This is a genomic window from Mesorhizobium sp. B3-1-9 (assembly GCF_006439595.1).
GTDB lineage: Bacteria > Pseudomonadota > Alphaproteobacteria > Rhizobiales > Rhizobiaceae > Mesorhizobium.
Genome location: NZ_VFTJ01000014.1, coordinates 123665 through 140034, shown reverse-complemented (window position 1 = coordinate 140034; position 16370 = coordinate 123665). Strand labels below are relative to the sequence as shown.

Below are 16370 nucleotides of genomic sequence, written 5' to 3'. Positions count from 1 at the left end.
CGCTTCGCGGCTGCTCCCGCCCTGGAATGACGAGGTCGGAAGGCTTCGGCCAATTCCCAGCGTTTGCGCTGATCTCACCGAAATGACGATGACAATCTTACCGTGATAAGTGGCAGTTTCAAAATCCCTGCGCAGAACCACCAGGCACCTTGAGCGGCGCCCGCCGCTTCAGCCAACCCGAAAGCTTCTCCATCTGCGCGGCGAAGGACAAAAGCGTCTCCTCGTCGCCGGGCCGCCCCGCCGCCTGGACACCGAGCGGCAGGCCGTCCGCGGTGACATGCACCGGCAGCGCGATCGACGGCTGCCCGCTGACATTCTGGATCGCCGGCCAGTGGGTGAACCAAAGGCTCTTGTCCATCAGCTGGCCGAACAGCGCCTTGACCTTGAGCAGGCGGGTGAGATGCAATTTGTCGAGCAGGTTCTCGACGAATTCGTCGGCGCCTTTGGGGTCCATCGAACCGCAGGCCAAAGGCGGATGCGCGATGATCGGCATCAGCACGGCGTCGAAGCGCGCGGTCTCTTCGATCAGCCGCCGCGCCGTGGCGTTGAGCCGCTGCACGCCCTCATAGACTTCGCCGGCGGACAGCATTTCGCCGAGACGTGCGAGAACGCGGGTCGCACGCTCGACCTCGCCGGTCACCGGGCGGCCGACGCGCTGCGCCTCGCCCCGGATCGTGCCGGCAACGGCAGAAGCGACCGTCTTGCAGAAATCGGAAATGAAATCGCGGCCGATGAAAGGCAGGTCGATCTCTTCCACGGTGTGGCCGCCTTCGCGCGCCAGCGCCACCGCGGTGTCGAGCGCCTGGAGCGTTTCGGCCGAGATCGGCAGGCCGAGCGGCGACTTGCGGTAGACGGCGAGGGTGAGCTTGCCCGGGTCGCGCGCCGCGGCGACCGCGAAGAAACCCTGCGGCGCGCGCGCCGCGTAAGGCGAGAGCGGATCGGCGCCGTGGGTGAGGTCGAGCAGAAGCGCCGTATCGCGCACCGAGCGGCTGACGGCATGGTCGACCACCATGCCGTACCAGCTTTCGCTGACGAGCGGCGTCAGCGGCACGCGCCCTCGCGAGGTCTTCAACCCCACCAGCCCGCTGCAGGCTGAGGGCACGCGGATCGAGCCGCCGCCGTCGGAAGCGTGCGCCGCCGGCACAACGCCCGCAGCGACGAGCGCCGCCGATCCGCCCGATGAGCCGCCGGTCGTGTGGCCGGTGTTCCAGGGATTGCGGGTGATGCCGAAGCGGGCCGACTCCGTCATCAGCCTGAGCCCATGCTCGGGCGAGGTGCTGGTGGCGATCGGGATCAGGCCGGCTGCAAGATAACGCTCGACCATCACCGAGCTGAAATCGGCCGTGAAGGGCGGGATGCGGCTGCCGCCGTGGATCGGCACGCCCTTGAGGCCGATGCCGAGGTCCTTGAGTGCGAACGGCACGCCGGCCAGCGGCAGCGTGCGGTCGATGGTCTTCGCCCGTGCCCGCGCTGCCTCGTAAAGCGGCGTGGCGATGGCGTTGATGTCGGGCCGTGTCGCCTCGGCGCGCGCGATCGCCGCGTCGACCAGTTCGGGCGGCGAGATTTCATTCCTGTGCACGAGGTCGGCGAGACCGGTCGCATCCCGCTCCCAAAGCACCTGTTCAATCGACATCGCCGCCTCTCTTTTGGCGAAGACTATCTCATGAGCCTGCAAATCGGTATCGGGATTCGACAAGCCAGTGGCACGACAAACCTTGGGGTGACCAAGCTCTCGGCGCCCGTTGCAAATAAATCGCAACCTTCTAATTTGCCTGCATGGCGCCGCAGGACATCAGCAAGCTGATCGTCCGGACTTCTATGAAGGACCGGGCAGCGTTCGATCTGCTCTACAAGCAGACCAGCGCGAAACTTTTCGGTGTCTGCCTTCGTGTATTGCGGGACAGGGGAGATGCGGAAGAAGCGCTGCAGGAGGTCTTCGTCAAAATCTGGACGAAGGCGGATCGTTTCGCGGTTTCCGATCTGAGCCCGATTTCCTGGCTGGTGGCCGTTGCGCGCAACCATGCGATTGATCGCATCCGGGCCCGGCGCAGCCCTTCCGCCAACATCGATAGGGCCTTCGAAGTCGCCGATCCGACGCCGGGACCCGAGGCCATGGCAGTGGCGGCCGGCGAGGCCGAACGCATCTACCATTGCCTCGACGAGCTGGAACAAGACCGGGCGGCGGCCGTCCGGGGCGCCTATTTGAGCGGCGAAAGCTATGCCGAGCTGGCGGAGCGCTTCAAGGTCCCGCTGAACACGATGCGGACTTGGCTGCGGCGAAGCCTGCTCAAACTTAGAGAATGCCTGGAGAGATGACGCTGGCGGAAGACAACGGACCGGAACATGGAGGTGACGAGCTGCTCGCCGCCGAATACGTTCTCGGCGTTCTGGCGGCCGACGAACGCCAGATCGCGTCCCGCCGCATCGACGCCGAGACGGCGTTCGCCCGCCTGGTCGATGCCTGGGAAGCCCACTTCGCGCCGATGGCTGCCGCCTATGCCGCGGTCGAGCCGCCGGCTTCGGTCAAGGCGGCGATCGACCGCCGCCTGTTCGCGTCGTCCGCGTCCACGTCCACGGCGCCCAGCGCCGGCCTGTGGGCGAGCCTGGCCTTCTGGCGCGGTCTCGCCGCGGCGGCCATCGCCGCCTTGGCCGTCTATGTCGCCCTGCCTTATGTCAACCCGCCGGTCCAGCCGCCCGAGACCAGGCTGGTCGCGTCACTCGCCGCCGACAACAGCAACGTCAAATACCTTGCCGTTTATGACGCCGCCCGCCACGAGGTCGGCCTGTCGCTGGTTTCCGGCGATCGCGGCGCCGGCAAGGATTTCGAATTGTGGATGATCGAAGGCAAGAACGCGCCGGTCTCGATGGGCGTCATCCCCGCCGGCCCGACCGCACGCATGGCGGTCACGGCGGCCGTTCAGCAGAAGCTGGCGCAAGGCGCCGTGCTCGCCGTCAGTCTCGAGCCTTCGGGCGGTTCGCCGACCGGTCAGCCGACCGGTCCGGTCGTCGCCGCGGGTGACCTGAAGGGCATCTGATCTCAGGCGACATGTTCTCAAAGACTGATTAAAGTCTATCGCTTGCCTTCGGCAATCGGCGGAAGTGCGCTGCCGCCACAGATGGTGTGAGAGAAATAAATCGAAAGAAAAAATCTCTCGACGCTCGTGAAACTAACTTCTTTCACATCCGTATCTCCTTTCGTTCCCACTGACGGGAAGAGAGCAACCCAAGGAGACTGACATCATGCGTAAACTCGCCACCATTTTGCTTGCCTCTGCGCTCGGCCTTTCGGCGCTCGGCGCCGTCGCCTATGCCGCCAATCCGATGGTCGGCGGCGCGCCGATGTATGCCAAGAAGAACATCATCGAGAACGCCGTCAATTCGAAGGACCACACCACGCTGGTCGCCGCGGTCAAGGCCGCCGGCTTGGTCGACACGCTGCAGGGCGCCGGTCCCTTCACCGTCTTCGCGCCGACCAACGAGGCGTTCGCGGCGCTGCCCGCCGGCACGGTCGACACGCTGCTCAAGCCCGAGAACAAAGACAGGCTGGCCAAGGTTCTCACATGCCATGTCATCGCCGCCAAGGCGCTGGCCGCCGACGTCGCCAAGATGGCCAAGGCCGATGGCGGCGCCCACCAGGTCAAGACGGTCGGCGGTTGCGAGCTGACGCTGAAGGCCAAGGGCGGCAAGGTCACCGTGACCGACGAGAACGGCAATGTCGCCGACGTCACCATCGCCGATGTCCGCCAGTCGAACGGCGTCATCCACGTCATCGACAAGGTTCTCTTGCCGAAGATGTAACAAAGCGGACCCGGCCGGCGAAGACATGGCTGAACGCCGGCCGCGACATCCAAGATCCGCGCCGCCGGCAAGGGTGTGCTTCGCGCCGTCCCGAAAGGGGGCGCGGAGCGGCAATTCCAGCAAGGCGCCAGGCGGTTTCCGGCTGGAATTGCTCAACATGGATAGGGCGTCACCGGCTTTTGATTTCCGGGCGTCGCTCTATCTTGGCAAAATGCGTCAGGAGGAACGGCCATGAACCGTCGCGATTTTCTCTGGAGCGGGGCTGCCGCCACCGCTCTCATCGTCGGATCCGGGGCGATGCTGCGCGCCGGCGGACCGAAACCGGCTTTGGCCGCCGAGACCTTCGAGGTCACAAAGACCGATGCCGAGTGGCACGCCATCCTTTCGGACGAGGCCTTCGACGTGCTGCGCAAAGAGGGCACCGAATATCCCGGCACCAGCCCGCTGCTCAACGAGCATCGCAAGGGCATCTTCGCCTGCGCCGGCTGCGACCTGCCGGTCTATTCGTCGGAGACGAAATTCGATTCCGGCACCGGCTGGCCGAGCTTCTACCAGGAAATCGCCAACTCCATCGGCAAGACCGTGGACAATTCTCTCGGCATGACCCGCACCGAGGTTCACTGCCGCCGCTGCGGCGGCCATCTCGGCCATGTCTTCGACGACGGTCCGCCGCCCACCGGCCTGCGCCATTGCATCAACGGCGTGGCGCTGAGCTTCAAGCCGGCCGCCGCCTGAGCAAATCCAGTCCTGCCGAAAAGAATGACCCCGGAAATCGTCGCCGATTTCCGGGGTCACGCGTTGAGGAAGCCAGGCGGGGGTTCCGGCTCCTCAATGACCTCCGCCGCCACCGCCGCCCTGCTGGGCCGGCTTGTTGATGAACAGCACGAAGAATCCGAGCGAGGCGAACAGCACCGTCAGCATCATGAACACGTCCATGAAGGACAAAAGCGCGGCCTGCTGCTGCACCATGCCGGACAGTTTCGAGATCGCGGCACTTGTGGCGTCGAGGCCGGCGGTCTGCTCGAAAGTCTGCGTCATGTTCTGCAGCTTGGCCTGCGCCGCCTGACTGCCCCACTGCACATGCTCGGCGAGCCGCGCATAGTGGAAGGCGTTGCGGTCGATCAGCACCGTGTTGATGAGCGCGAGGCCGACGGCGCCGCCGAGATTGCGGGTCAGGTTGAACAGGCCCGACGCATTCTTCAGCCGTTCCGGCGGCAGTGTGCCGAGCGCGATGTTGTTGATCGGCACCATGCACAGCATCATCGAGCAGCCGCGCAGGATCTGCGGGATCAACAGCTCATAGAAATCCCAGTCGGCGGTGAGGTTCGTCATCCACCAGGTGCCGGTGGCGAAGCCGAGGAAGCCGATCATCATCATCAGCCTGAGATCGATCTTGTTCGACAGGATGCCGGCAACGGGCGCGGTGAAGAACATCGCCAGGCCGCTGACGAACAGCGCCTCGCCGATCATCATCGAATCGTAACCGCGGATACGGCCGAGGAACACTGGATAGAGATAGGTGAGCCCGTAAAGGCCGATGCCGACGACGAAGGAGAACAGCGAGCCGAAGGCGAAGTTGACGTTGCTGAAGGCCCTGAGGTCGACAATCGGCTCCTCGGCGGTGAAGACGCGCCAGAAGAAGATGATGGCGCCGATGGTCATGATGATGGCGCAGGCAAACACCGCCGGCTCCTGCAGCCAATCATGGTTTGGGCCTTCCTCCAGCACATATTCCATGCAGCCGAGGAAGGCGGCCATGCCGGCGAGGCCCCACCAGTCGAACTTGGAGAACAGTTTCAGGTTGGGCTTGTCGAAATCGATCAGCGCCCAGGCCGCCGTCGCCACCAGGATGCCGGGCACGACATTGATCAGGAACAGCCAGTGCCAGGACATGGCGTGGCTGATATAGCCGCCCACCGTCGGGCCGATCGTCGGCGCCAGGGTCGCCACCAGGCCGATCATCGGCGAGACGACGGCGCGCCTGGAGGGCGGGAAGATGGTGAAGGCGGCCGCGAACACGCTGGGGATCATGCCGCCGCCGATAAAACCCTGGATGGCGCGGTAGACGATCATCTGGTCGATATTGGTGGCGGTGGCGGCCAGCGCGCTGGCCGCGGTGAAGCCGGCCGCCGCGGTGGTGAACAGCACCCGCGTCGACAGCATGCGGCTGAGGAAGCCCGACAGCGGGATCATCACCACCTCGGCGATCAGGTAGGCGGTCTGCACCCACGGGATCTCGTCTGAGCTGGCGCTCAGGCCCGCCTGGATTTCCGACAGCGAGGCCGAGACGATCTGGATGTCGAGGATCGCCATGAACATGCCGAACACCATCGCCAGGAAGGCGACGACGCGGCGCACAGGCATATGGTCCGCGGGCAGGGCCGGCGCGGCAGCGACCGGGCGTCCCGGTGCCGATCCTGCGGTGATGGTTGCGGTTGCCATGTCATGGCCTCCCTAGGCAATTCTCGAGGACAAGCGCGTGGCGGTCCCGAATTGCGTCGAAACGGATAAAGCAGGCTGGGCGGCTCGGCGCTCGAATGGCCACCGAACCGCCCCCCAATTAGTTGGTCGTCGAGGCCGGCGCGGTGCGGCTGTCGACCGCGACGACGACGCTCAGGCCGGCGCGCAGCTTGCCGGTCTTCAAGACATCGGCCGGCACGTCGATGCGCACGGGCACGCGCTGCACCACCTTGGTGAAGTTGCCGGTGGCGTTTTCCGGCGGCAGCAGCGAGAACACCGCGCCCGAAGCCGGCGCCAGCGAAGACACGGTGCCTTCGAAGGTCTGGCCGTCGATCGCGTCGACGGTGATACGGACCTTCTCGCCGGGCACCATGCGGCCAAGCTGCGTCTCCTTGAAGTTGCCGACGATGTAGAGCTTGTCCATCGGCACGACGACGGCGAGCTTCTGGCCGGGGCTGACGAGGTCGCCCTGCTCGACCGAGCGGTTGCCGACGACGCCGTCATAGGGCGCCTTCAGCACGGTGAAGGACAGGTCGCGCTGCGCCTTGTCGCGGGTGAGCTGCAGCGAGGCGAGCGTCGAGGCCGATTCCGCGCGCTGCGCTTCCAGAACGCCGACATTGGCCTGCGCCGCGGCGATCTGCGCGTCGGCGCCGACAAGCGCCGCCTTGGCCTGGTCGAGCGCGGTCTGGGCGTCGTCGAGCTGGGCCTGCGTGCCGACATGGGTCTTGAGCAGCTGCGCGGCGCGCACCTGGGCGCGCGCCGCATTGTCGGCGGCGGCCTGGTCCGCGACCTTCTGCGCCTCGGCCTGCGACAGCGAGGCCTGGGCCGCCTTGGTCTGGGCGTCGATGCGGTCGAGTGTCTTGCTCAATGTGGCGATCTGCGCCTCGGCCTGGGCGACCGCGATCTTGTAGTCGCCATTGTCGATGACGAACAGCGGATCGCCGGCCTTGACCTGCTGGTTCTCGCTCACCAGCACCTTGTCGATGTAACCGGATATTTTCGGCGACACGAACGACATATCGGCCTGGACATAGGCGTCGTCGGTGGCGATCATGAACCGGCCGTCGGTCCAATAGTTGTATCCGTACCAGGACCCGGCGCCGAGGAGGGCAAGGCCGATGATAGGCAGAAGGAAAGAGCGCACCGAACGCTTCTTCTTGGCCGGCACGTCGGCTGCGGGAGGCGCGACCGGGGTGACGGGCTGGACAGGCGCTTCCGGGGCTTCGGTCGAGGGCTGGACCTTGGCGTTGGGAAACGTGCGGACTTCGGCGGTGGCGGGCGCGTTCGAGGACATGGGGATCTCTCTGGAATGTCAGTCAGACTGAACCGTTCGGTTCGAATTCGCCGTTGACATAGCGCGGAAAGAGGACCATATCAAGAGGAAATCGAACCGAGCGGTTCGAAATATTTTCTAGGGAATGACTTCCATGGTCGAAACGACAGCCGATAGCGATCTGCTCGACTTGCGCAAGGGCCGTCCGGCGGCCGGGCAGGATCCTGTAAAACGGGCCCAGATCATCGAGGGCGCCCGCCGCGTCTTCATAGACAAGGGCTTCGAGGCCGCCTCGATGAACGACATCACGCGCGAGGCAGGCGTCTCCAAAGGCACGATCTACGTCTATTTCGAGAACAAGGAAGAGCTGTTCGAGGCTCTCATCGAGGAAGAGCGCGGCACCATCTTCAAGAATATGTATGAGGTGCTCGACCACTTCGATGACCTGCGCAAGACGCTGGTGAAGTTTGGCACCGTGCTTTCCGTCAAGATCACCTCGGCCAAGGTCATCCAGGCCCAGCGCACGGTGGTCGGCGCGTCCGACAGGATCCCGGAGCTCGGCGCGCGCTTCTACGAACGCGGCCCGAAGCGCGGCCACGACAAGGTCATGGCTTTCCTTATTGAAGCCGTCGAACGCGGCCTGCTCAAGATCGACGATGTTGACCTTGCCGCCTATCAGTTCACCGAGCTCTGTCTCGCCGGCCTGTTCCGCCAGTGCATCTTCTCCTACCGCACCAAGGCGCCGAGCCAGGCGGAGATCGAGCACATCGTGACCTCCGGTGTCGACGTCTTCCTCAAGGCCTACGCCACGGAAAAATTCTTCGCCGAGGAAAAGGCGTTGCAATCGGCCTGACTACCCCGGGCAGGTGGATCCCAAAGCGTGCGAAGCAAGGCTGAAGGGCCTCGCCGCGTCTTTGACGGCGCGGGCAATGACGGCTGAACGCGACGTCGTCGAGATCGTCCGCGGCCCTCTCAAAATTTCGATCGGCATCGTCCGGCAGCCACTTTCGGAAGGACCTGTTAACCATCGCTTCCTATGTCTCGGGAGACGTTCAATCGGCGAGTCTCGAGAATGACATCCACGCGCTTTTCCCGCGCCAATCTTTCCGGCGCTTCCGCTTATAACGGCGAAGACGATCACGGCACGGACGGGCGCGGTGGCGCGGCCTCGCAACCGCAGGCGCAATCGGGGCAGGTGGTCGCGTTGCGCGTTGCGCCGGCAATCGAATCGGACGCGGCTCGCGCCGCATCCTCCGAATCGGCCGATGGCGGCGAGTTCAGCCGCCCGGCATGGCAGGACTATTTCTTCCTTGCGCCCAATGTACGGTTCACCCGCACACCGGATACCGATCTCTCCAGGCGCGCCGCCCCGCAGGTGGAAGATGCCGCGCATGACAAGGTATCCGAGCCCGTCCGGCCCGCGCCGCCGGCACCCGCCGCTCCGGTCCGCAAAAGTCCCACCGTCGCAGCCGCTCCCGCCGCAGCGCCGATGCAAACCAGACCGGTCCGCGCGCCTTCCGCGATTGCCCCTGCCGCAATCCCTCCGGCCGCGGCGCCCCCCCAGGCTGCCGCCGCTCCGACGCCAAAACCGCGCCCAAGCGCACTGCGCTGGTCCTATCTTTCCGATCATGCCTTTTTCGAATTCGGTATGCCCTTCCTCGCCGAGCGCCTGGCGCGGGCGCGTTTGAACGAAGCCGGTCAGGCGCCGGCCGTTCCGGCGCAACCGCCGGTCAGGCCGATGCCGGCGCATCGTCGGGCGGCCCAGTCGAGCCAAGCCCATGCCCCCTTCATGAGCGAGGCGACGTCGTTTTACCGGGTCATCGAATGGCGCTCCAACGTGTCGAATGCTGGCTCTGCCTCGATGTCCACGCCGGCCTTCGCGGCCGTCCAGCCGACGCCTGTCGAACCCGTGCCGGTTTCCGCCCCGTCGAGTGCAAGGACGGCCAGGCGGACGCCTTCGCTGCCCATGGCCGGCGAGGTTGTGCCGCTATCTGCGATGGCCGGTTACGAGCTTCCCTCCGAGGACCTTCTGCAGATGCCGCCGGAAGGTCAGGGCTTCTACATGTCGCAGGAGCGGATGGAGCAGAACGCTGACCTGCTCGAAAGCGTGCTGGAGGATTTCGGCGTCAAGGGCGAGATCATCCATGTCCGCCCCGGCCCGGTCGTCACGCTCTACGAGTTCGAGCCGGCGCCGGGCGTGAAATCCAGCCGCGTCATTGGGCTGGCCGACGATATTGCCCGCTCGATGTCGGCCATCTCGGCCCGTGTCGCCGTGGTGCCGGGCCGCAATGTCATCGGCGTCGAGCTGCCCAACGAAACGCGCGAGACGGTCTATTTCCGCGAGCTGGTCGGATCGGCCGGTTTCCGCAACACCTCCTGCAAGCTGGCGCTCGGACTCGGCAAGACGATCGGCGGCGAACCGGTCATCGCCGAACTCGCCAAGATGCCGCATCTGCTGGTGGCCGGCACCACCGGCTCCGGCAAGTCGGTCGCCATCAACACCATGATCCTGTCGCTGCTCTACAGGCTGACGCCGCAGGAATGCCGCCTCATCATGGTCGACCCCAAGATGCTCGAACTCTCGGTCTATGACGGCATCCCGCATCTGCTTACGCCGGTCGTCACCGATCCCAAGAAGGCGGTTACAGCGCTCAAATGGGCGGTGCGCGAGATGGAGGACCGCTACCGCAAGATGGCGCGCCTCGGCGTGCGCAACATCGACGGCTACAACCAGCGCGCCGCAAGCGCCCGCGACAAGGGCGAGGTCGTGACCATGCAGGTGCAGGCAGGCTTCGAGAAAGGCACCGGCGCGCCGCTGTTCGAGGAGCGCGCGATCGACCTCGCGCCCATGCCCTACATCGTCATCATCGTCGACGAGATGGCCGACCTGATGATGGTCGCCGGCAAGGAGATCGAAGGCGCCATCCAGCGGCTGGCGCAAATGGCGCGCGCCGCCGGCATCCATCTGATCATGGCCACGCAGCGCCCGTCCGTCGACGTCATCACCGGCACGATCAAGGCCAATTTCCCGACCCGCATCTCCTTCCAGGTGACGTCGAAGATCGACAGCCGCACCATCCTCGGCGAGCAGGGCGCCGAGCAACTCCTCGGCCAGGGTGACATGCTGCACATGGCCGGCGGCGGCCGCATTTCGCGCGTGCACGGTCCCTTCGTTTCCGACCTGGAGGTCGAGCAGGTCGTGGCGCATCTCAAGGCTCAGGGACGTCCCGAATATCTCGACACCGTCACCGCCGACGAGGAGGAAGCCGAGGAAGCCGCCGACGCTGGCCCGGTCTTCGACAAAAGCGCGATGGCCGAGGAGGATGGCGACGCGCTCTATGAGGAAGCCGTCAAGGTGGTCAAGCGCGACAAGAAATGCTCGACCTCCTACATCCAGCGCCGCCTCGGCGTCGGCTACAACCGCGCCGCCTCGCTGGTCGAACGCATGGAGAAGGAAGGCCTGGTCGGCGTTCCTAACCATGTCGGCAAGCGCGAGATACTCACCGGCCGGCGCGACCGCGAGCCTGAACGCGACGAGATGGATTGAGGTCCAACGAAATCAGCCGCCGTTCGCCACCAGGGCGATGGCGGCGCGCAACTCGTCCAGCCCGGCGGCTTTTTCCGACGAGGTGGCCAGCACCACCGGGAACGCCGCCGGCCGCTTCTTGATCTTGGCCAGCGTCGCCTCGATCAGCCTCGGCACGCCGGCGGCCTTGATCTTGTCGGTCTTGGTCAGCACCACCTGGTAGGACACCGCCGCCTTGTCGAGCAGGGTCAGCACTTCCTCGTCCTTGGCCTTGATGCCGTGGCGCGCGTCGATCAGCACATAGACGCGCTTCAGCGTCACGCGGCCCTGCAGATACTCGTAGATGAGTTTCGTCCACTCATCGACCTTGTCCTTCGGCGCGCTGGCGTAGCCGTAGCCCGGCATGTCGACCAGCGCCATCGGCGGCAGGTCGGCGCCCTCGCCGGAAAAGCCGTCGGGCACGAAATAGTTGAGCTCCTGCGTGCGCCCCGGCGTGTTCGACGTCCGCGCCAGGCCCTTGTGCCCGACCAGCGCGTTGATCAGCGACGACTTGCCGACATTGGAGCGGCCGGCGAAGGCGATCTCGGGCGGTCCTTCCGGCGGCAGGAACTTCATCGACGGCACGCCACGGATGAAGATCCAACCGCGGGTGAACAGCTCCGGGCTTATCGCCGTTTCGTTCGTGCTCTTGTCGGGCGCGTTCAAACCGCTGCCTCCAGCCTGGAAATATCGGCGCCGCGGATGGCATCGAGGTTGCGGCTGATCTTGTCGACCGGCCAGTCCCACCATGCTGCCGTCAAAAGCCGCCGCACCGTGAATTCATCGAAGCGCATCTTCACCACCTTGGCCGCATTGCCGGCGACGATCGCATAAGGCGGCACGTCGTGCGTGACAACCGATTTCGCGGCGACGATGGCGCCGTGGCCGATCTTGACGCCCGGCATGACCACCGCGTCCATGCCGATCCACACGTCATTGCCGATGACGGTGTCGCCGCGGATCTCGTTCGACATTGTCCGCGGGTCGAAACCCTCCTCCCAGCCATGGCCGAAGATGTTGAACGGATAGGTCGAGAAGCCGGACATGGCGTGGTTGGCTCCGTTCATGATGAAGCGCGCGCCCTCGGCGATGGCGCAGAACTTGCCGATCACCAGCCGGTCGCCGATGAAGTCGTAGTGATGCAGCACGCATTTCTCGGCGAATTTGTCGGGACCATCGGGGTCGTCGTAATAGGTGAAGTCGCCGATCTCGATATTCGGCGCGCTCACCAGCCCCTTCAGGAAGCCGACGCGCGGGTGCATCGCAATCGGATGCTTGATGTTGGGATTGGGTCCGGTCATCGCGGTCCCTCCATGGTCGCAGGCGTGTTCCGGCGCGGTTCGCGCGCGATCAAACTAACGTGATCCGTTCCGCAGCGCCAACCGTTCAATGGTTGCCGCGGCAGATCACGATCGGGTTGGAAAGAGCGCTGTCGAAACCGCTGCCCTGATAGACCTGGACGTTCGAGGCTCCGGGCGGCAGCGAGAAGCTGCCTTCGACGATTTTCTGCTCGCCGGCCGTCGTGTGCAGCGCCCAGCTGAAGGTGCAGAATTGCGGCGGCGCCTTGGGTTGCAGGTGGCTGCAATTGAGCTGCGCGCCACCCAGCATCGCCGCTCCGCCGCAGCTCACCGCGTCCTTCGCGGCGGCCGGAAAAGCATATCCCGCCAGCAGCGCCAGCATGATGATCTTGAGCCGGTTCATCGTCTTGTCCTTGCCGCAGACCAGGCCGGCCCGGCCGGGTTTTGGCCTATGCGATATTTTTACCAAGCGCCTTAGTCGGTCTTGCGCTCCGCGTCCAGCAGGATTATGTGCATGATGATAATAAGCATGCTCACGAAAGTTTGTCCGCAGCCTCCGAAGTCCTCCCATGTCCACCTCGCCAAATATCAGCTTTGTGCTGCACGATGTCGCGCGCCTGCTCAGGAAGCGGTTCGAGCAGCGGTCGCGCGCCTTTGGCCTGACCCGCGCGCAGTGGCAGGTGCTGGCCTATCTTTCGCTGCGTGAGGGCATCCATCAGAACAAGCTGGCCGACCTCATCGAGATCATGCCGATCACGCTCGCAAGGCTGCTCGACAAGATGCAGGCGCGCGGCTTCATCGAGCGTCGGCCCAATCCGGCCGACCGCCGGGCGTGGCTTCTCTATCTGACCCCGAAGGCCCATCCGCTCATCGAAGTGATGCGCAGCAACGGCCAGAAGACGCGCGAGGAGGCCTTCACCGGCCTGTCCGCGGAAGCGCAGCGGCAACTGCTGCAAACCCTTTGCCTGATCAAATCCAATCTGCTCGAGGCCTGCGCCCAGCCGGCCCTCGACCGGGAGAAAGTCCATGTCTGAAGGAACCTCACCCAGAAAGCCTACCGACGAGGAAAATGTCGGCGAAAGAGTAAGCGACCAAGTCATCAGCCTGGACAGCCAGCGCGAACAGAGGCGCGCCAACCCGCCTGTCGTCGAAGACGACGAGCTGGAAGCGCCCGTGGCGCCGGAGCCGGTAGCCGAGGCTCCCTCGGCACAGCCGAAGCCGGCAGCCGTCACGGTGGCTCCGCCCGCTCCCGTAAAGCCGCGCCGCAGCCTGACGCGGCCGATCCTGTTTGCGCTGCTGCCCGTCGCGCTGGTGGCCGGCGGCTACTACTACGTCATCGGCGGCCAGATCATGACCACCGACAACGCCTATATCCAGGCGCAATCGCTCGGCGTCTCGACCGACGTCTCCGGCACCGTGCAGGAGATCGACGTGCACGACAACCAGGCGGTGAAGAAGGGCGATGTGCTCTTTCGGCTGCGGCCCGCCTCTTTCGAAACCGCGCTCGCGGGCGCCAAGGCGCAGCTCGGCACCGTGCGCAACCAGGTGCTGACGCTGCAGGCAAGCTACCAGCAGTCGCTCGCGTCGATCGACCAGGCGCAAGCGGACATCCCCTATTACGAGTCCGCCTTCCAGCGTCAGCAGGACCTGCTCAAGACCTCGACCGCTTCCAAGGCGACCTTCGACAGCGCCCAGCACGATCTCGTTGCGGCCCGCCAGAAAGTGACCGTCGCCAAGGCGCAGGCGCAGGCGATGCTTGCCCAGCTCGGCGGCGACGCCGGCCAGCCGGTCGAGCAGAACCCGTTCTATCTGCAGGCCCAGTCGGCGGTGGACGACGCGCAGCGCAACCTGAACGACTCCGTCGTCAAGGCGCCGTTCGACGGCATCGTCACCAATGTCGACGCGCTGCAGGTAGGCAAGTACCTGCCGGCCTCGCAGCCGGCCTTCAGCCTGGTGTCGTCGACCGACATCTGGATCGCGGCCGAGCCCAAGGAAACCGAGCTCACCTATGTGCGTCCCGGCCAGACGGCGACGATCAGCATCGATGGCTATCCGGGCGAGGTCTGGCACGGCACCGTCGGCTCGATCAGCCCTGCTTCCTCGTCCAGCTTCTCGCTGCTGCCGGCGCAGAACACCAGCGGCAACTGGGTCAAGGTCGTGCAGCGCATCCCGATGCGGGTGACGATCGACGATCCGGACGGCAAGCCGCCGCTGCGCGGCGGCATGAGCGCCGTCGTCAGCATCGACACCGGCCACGCCCGCGGCCTGCCGGATTTCATCACCAACCTCTTCAAGCAATCCGGACCAAAGTCATGACAACGGCTTCCGCGACAGGCGCGTCGGTGGTCGCCAATCGCGGCGCCATCACCGCCTGTGTGATCCTTGCGGTCATCATGCAGGCGCTGGACACCACCATCGCCAACGTCGCGCTGCCCTATATCCAGGGCAGCGTCTCGGCGAGCGCCGACCAGATCAACTGGGTGCTCACCTCCTATATCGTCGCCGCCGCCGTGATGACGCCGCCGTCCGGCTATCTCGCCAACCGCTTCGGCCGCAAGCGCATCCTTTTGGTGGCGATCACCGGCTTCGTGGTGGCCTCGGTGCTGTGCGGTTTTGCCCAGTCGCTGCCGCAGATCGTCGGCTTCCGCCTGCTGCAGGGCCTGTTCGGCGCGGCGCTCGTGCCGCTGTCGCAGTCGATCCTGCTCGACATCTACAGCGTCGAGGAGCGCGGCTCGGCCATGGCGCTGTTCGGCGTCTCGGTCATGGTCGGCCCGGTGCTTGGCCCGGTCATCGGCGGCTGGCTGACCGAGAACGTCTCCTGGCGCTGGGTCTTCTACATCAACGTGCCGATCGGCGCGCTGGCTTTTATCGGCGTCTCGATGTTCGTCCAGGAAACCAAGCTCGACTTGAAAGCCAGGCTCGACTGGCTGGGCTTTGGCATGCTCTCGATCGCCATCGCCTCGCTGCAGATGTTCCTCGACCGTGGCGAGCAGCTCAACTGGTTCTCCTCGGCCGAGATCATCGTCGAGGCGCTGGTCTGCGCCTCGGCCTTCTACATCTTCATCGTCCATACTTTCACCGCGCGCGACACCTTCGTGAACCCGCGGCTGTTCCTCGACCGCAACTTCGCCGTCGGCATGGTGTTCATCTTCATCATCGGCATCACCTATCTCGCCTCGCTGGCGCTGATGACGCCTTACCTGCAGACGCTGATGGGCTATCCGGTGGTGACGGCCGGCATCGTCATGGGGCCGCGCGGCCTCGGCACAATGGCCTGCATGTTCATCGTCGGCAGGCTGGTCGGCAAGGTCGACACACGCTGGCTGCTGTTCATCGGCCTCGCCATCACCGCCTGGGCGATGTACGACATGACCGGATGGACGCCGGACGTCTCGCAATGGACGATCATCAGCACCGGCTTCATCCAGGGCGCCGGCCTGGGCTTCCTGTTCGTGCCGCTCACCACCATCACCTTCGCCACGCTGGCGCCGGAGCGGCGCTCTGAGGGCACCGGCCTCTACAATCTGTCGCGCAACATCGGCTCCAGCGTCGGCATCTCGGTGGTCACGGCGCTGCTGACGCAGAACCAGCAGATCAACCACGCCAACATCGCCACCTATGTGACGCCGTACAACCCGGCCTTCAGCGATCCGGCGGTCTCGCAGGCGCTGAGCCCCTACACCGCCGCCGGCCGCGCCGCGCTCGACGGCCTGGTGACGCTGCAGGCGACGATCATCAGCTATGTCGACGACTTCAAGCTGATGATGATCCTGTCTTTAGCCGCCATCCCGCTGGTGCTTCTGCTGCGCAAGCCGGGCACGCCGGCCAAGGTCGACCACAGCGCTGTTATGGAGTGAGGCGTCCGCCCAGCTCGGCCATCCGGCCCCGCGACGTCGTCATACCCGGGCTTGACTCGAGCTTCGCTCCTTGCTCCGCCCTGGAATGACGACCGGGAAGAGAGCCACGGCCAATCGCG

Annotated in this window: 15 protein-coding genes; 9 read left to right on the top strand and 6 right to left on the bottom strand. The window is 65.2% G+C overall.

Going from position 1 to position 16370, the window contains the following annotated elements:
• Positions 1-118: 118 nt before the first annotated feature.
• Positions 119-1633 carry an amidase gene (locus FJW07_RS22680; RefSeq protein ID WP_140858842.1) on the bottom strand — a complete coding sequence of 505 codons (1515 nt, stop codon included), beginning with the start codon at positions 1631-1633 and terminating at the stop codon, positions 119-121.
• Between the two features lie 143 nt (positions 1634-1776).
• On the opposite strand from FJW07_RS22680, the gene FJW07_RS22675 reads away from it, so the two are divergent.
• The 4 genes from FJW07_RS22675 (at position 1777) to msrB (ending at position 4533) form a co-directional block, all read left to right on the top strand.
• Complete coding sequence (locus FJW07_RS22675; protein ID WP_140858841.1) at positions 1777-2316, top strand: sigma-70 family RNA polymerase sigma factor; 540 nt, start codon at positions 1777-1779, stop codon at positions 2314-2316.
• On the top strand, positions 2313-3035 hold the full coding sequence (locus FJW07_RS22670) for an anti-sigma factor (protein ID WP_140858840.1): 723 nt from the start codon (positions 2313-2315) through the stop codon (positions 3033-3035). The genes FJW07_RS22675 and FJW07_RS22670 overlap by 4 nt, the downstream gene beginning before the upstream one ends.
• Before the next feature lie 205 nt (positions 3036-3240).
• Positions 3241-3798: a fasciclin domain-containing protein gene (locus FJW07_RS22665; protein ID WP_140858839.1), complete on the top strand. Its 558-nt coding sequence runs from the start codon at positions 3241-3243 to the stop codon at positions 3796-3798.
• A 231-nt stretch (positions 3799-4029) separates the two neighbouring features.
• The gene (msrB, locus tag FJW07_RS22660; RefSeq protein WP_140654515.1) at positions 4030-4533 is read left to right on the top strand and encodes a peptide-methionine (R)-S-oxide reductase MsrB; all 504 of its coding nucleotides are present in this window, start codon (positions 4030-4032) and stop codon (positions 4531-4533) included.
• Between the two features lie 93 nt (positions 4534-4626).
• Here the strand turns inward: msrB and FJW07_RS22655 are convergent, their stop codons facing one another.
• Together FJW07_RS22655 and FJW07_RS22650 are read right to left on the bottom strand one after the other, a co-directional pair.
• A complete protein-coding gene (locus FJW07_RS22655) occupies positions 4627-6240 on the bottom strand; it encodes a DHA2 family efflux MFS transporter permease subunit (protein WP_140858838.1) in 1614 nt (537 codons plus the stop codon).
• Between the two features lie 118 nt (positions 6241-6358).
• A complete protein-coding gene (locus FJW07_RS22650) occupies positions 6359-7552 on the bottom strand; it encodes an HlyD family secretion protein (protein WP_140858837.1) in 1194 nt (397 codons plus the stop codon).
• Positions 7553-7685: 133 nt separating this feature from the next.
• Here FJW07_RS22650 and FJW07_RS22645 point away from each other — a divergent pair, with 133 nt between their 5' ends.
• On the top strand, positions 7686-8384 hold the full coding sequence (locus FJW07_RS22645) for a TetR/AcrR family transcriptional regulator (RefSeq protein ID WP_140641901.1): 699 nt from the start codon (positions 7686-7688) through the stop codon (positions 8382-8384).
• A 219-nt stretch (positions 8385-8603) separates the two neighbouring features.
• A complete protein-coding gene (locus FJW07_RS22640; protein WP_140858836.1) occupies positions 8604-11078 on the top strand; it encodes a DNA translocase FtsK in 2475 nt (824 codons plus the stop codon).
• Between the two features lie 12 nt (positions 11079-11090).
• Here FJW07_RS22640 and yihA read toward each other — a convergent pair whose 3' ends face one another.
• The 3 genes from yihA to FJW07_RS22625 form a co-directional block, all read right to left on the bottom strand.
• The gene (yihA, locus tag FJW07_RS22635; protein WP_281405343.1) at positions 11091-11726 is read right to left on the bottom strand and encodes a ribosome biogenesis GTP-binding protein YihA/YsxC; all 636 of its coding nucleotides are present in this window, start codon (positions 11724-11726) and stop codon (positions 11091-11093) included.
• A gap of 32 nt (positions 11727-11758) precedes the next feature.
• On the bottom strand, positions 11759-12397 hold the full coding sequence (locus FJW07_RS22630) for a CatB-related O-acetyltransferase (protein WP_140858834.1): 639 nt from the start codon (positions 12395-12397) through the stop codon (positions 11759-11761).
• Positions 12398-12482: 85 nt separating this feature from the next.
• Positions 12483-12797 carry a hypothetical protein gene (locus FJW07_RS22625; protein ID WP_140858833.1) on the bottom strand — a complete coding sequence of 105 codons (315 nt, stop codon included), beginning with the start codon at positions 12795-12797 and terminating at the stop codon, positions 12483-12485.
• Positions 12798-12963: 166 nt separating this feature from the next.
• Here FJW07_RS22625 and FJW07_RS22620 point away from each other — a divergent pair, with 166 nt between their 5' ends.
• From FJW07_RS22620 to FJW07_RS22610, 3 genes are read left to right on the top strand one after another with little or no spacing between them, the layout of a single operon-like run.
• A complete protein-coding gene (locus tag FJW07_RS22620) occupies positions 12964-13428 on the top strand; it encodes a MarR family transcriptional regulator (protein WP_140654509.1) in 465 nt (154 codons plus the stop codon).
• A complete protein-coding gene (locus FJW07_RS22615) occupies positions 13421-14710 on the top strand; it encodes an HlyD family secretion protein (protein ID WP_140858832.1) in 1290 nt (429 codons plus the stop codon). Before FJW07_RS22620 ends, FJW07_RS22615 begins: the two co-directional genes overlap by 8 nt.
• Complete coding sequence (locus FJW07_RS22610; protein ID WP_140641887.1) at positions 14707-16251, top strand: DHA2 family efflux MFS transporter permease subunit; 1545 nt, start codon at positions 14707-14709, stop codon at positions 16249-16251. The genes FJW07_RS22615 and FJW07_RS22610 overlap by 4 nt, the downstream gene beginning before the upstream one ends.
• The last annotated feature ends 119 nt before the right edge of the window (positions 16252-16370 follow it).

What these genes read in the sequence shown, in the direction of transcription:
- FJW07_RS22630 (WP_140858834.1), bottom strand. Translation starts at nt 12,397, where the DNA reads ATGACCGGACCCAATCCCAACATCAAGCATCCGATTGCGATGCACCCG.
- FJW07_RS22675 (WP_140858841.1), top strand. Translation starts at nt 1,777, where the DNA reads ATGGCGCCGCAGGACATCAGCAAGCTGATCGTCCGGACTTCTATGAAG.
- FJW07_RS22610 (WP_140641887.1), top strand. Translation starts at nt 14,707, where the DNA reads ATGACAACGGCTTCCGCGACAGGCGCGTCGGTGGTCGCCAATCGCGGC.
- FJW07_RS22670 (WP_140858840.1), top strand. Translation starts at nt 2,313, where the DNA reads ATGACGCTGGCGGAAGACAACGGACCGGAACATGGAGGTGACGAGCTG.
- FJW07_RS22680 (WP_140858842.1), bottom strand. Translation starts at nt 1,633, where the DNA reads ATGTCGATTGAACAGGTGCTTTGGGAGCGGGATGCGACCGGTCTCGCC.
- FJW07_RS22645 (WP_140641901.1), top strand. Translation starts at nt 7,686, where the DNA reads ATGGTCGAAACGACAGCCGATAGCGATCTGCTCGACTTGCGCAAGGGC.
- FJW07_RS22615 (WP_140858832.1), top strand. Translation starts at nt 13,421, where the DNA reads ATGTCTGAAGGAACCTCACCCAGAAAGCCTACCGACGAGGAAAATGTC.
- FJW07_RS22655 (WP_140858838.1), bottom strand. Translation starts at nt 6,240, where the DNA reads ATGGCAACCGCAACCATCACCGCAGGATCGGCACCGGGACGCCCGGTC.
- msrB (WP_140654515.1), top strand. Translation starts at nt 4,030, where the DNA reads ATGAACCGTCGCGATTTTCTCTGGAGCGGGGCTGCCGCCACCGCTCTC.
- FJW07_RS22650 (WP_140858837.1), bottom strand. Translation starts at nt 7,552, where the DNA reads ATGTCCTCGAACGCGCCCGCCACCGCCGAAGTCCGCACGTTTCCCAAC.
- FJW07_RS22665 (WP_140858839.1), top strand. Translation starts at nt 3,241, where the DNA reads ATGCGTAAACTCGCCACCATTTTGCTTGCCTCTGCGCTCGGCCTTTCG.
- FJW07_RS22620 (WP_140654509.1), top strand. Translation starts at nt 12,964, where the DNA reads ATGTCCACCTCGCCAAATATCAGCTTTGTGCTGCACGATGTCGCGCGC.
- FJW07_RS22640 (WP_140858836.1), top strand. Translation starts at nt 8,604, where the DNA reads ATGACATCCACGCGCTTTTCCCGCGCCAATCTTTCCGGCGCTTCCGCT.
- FJW07_RS22625 (WP_140858833.1), bottom strand. Translation starts at nt 12,797, where the DNA reads ATGAACCGGCTCAAGATCATCATGCTGGCGCTGCTGGCGGGATATGCT.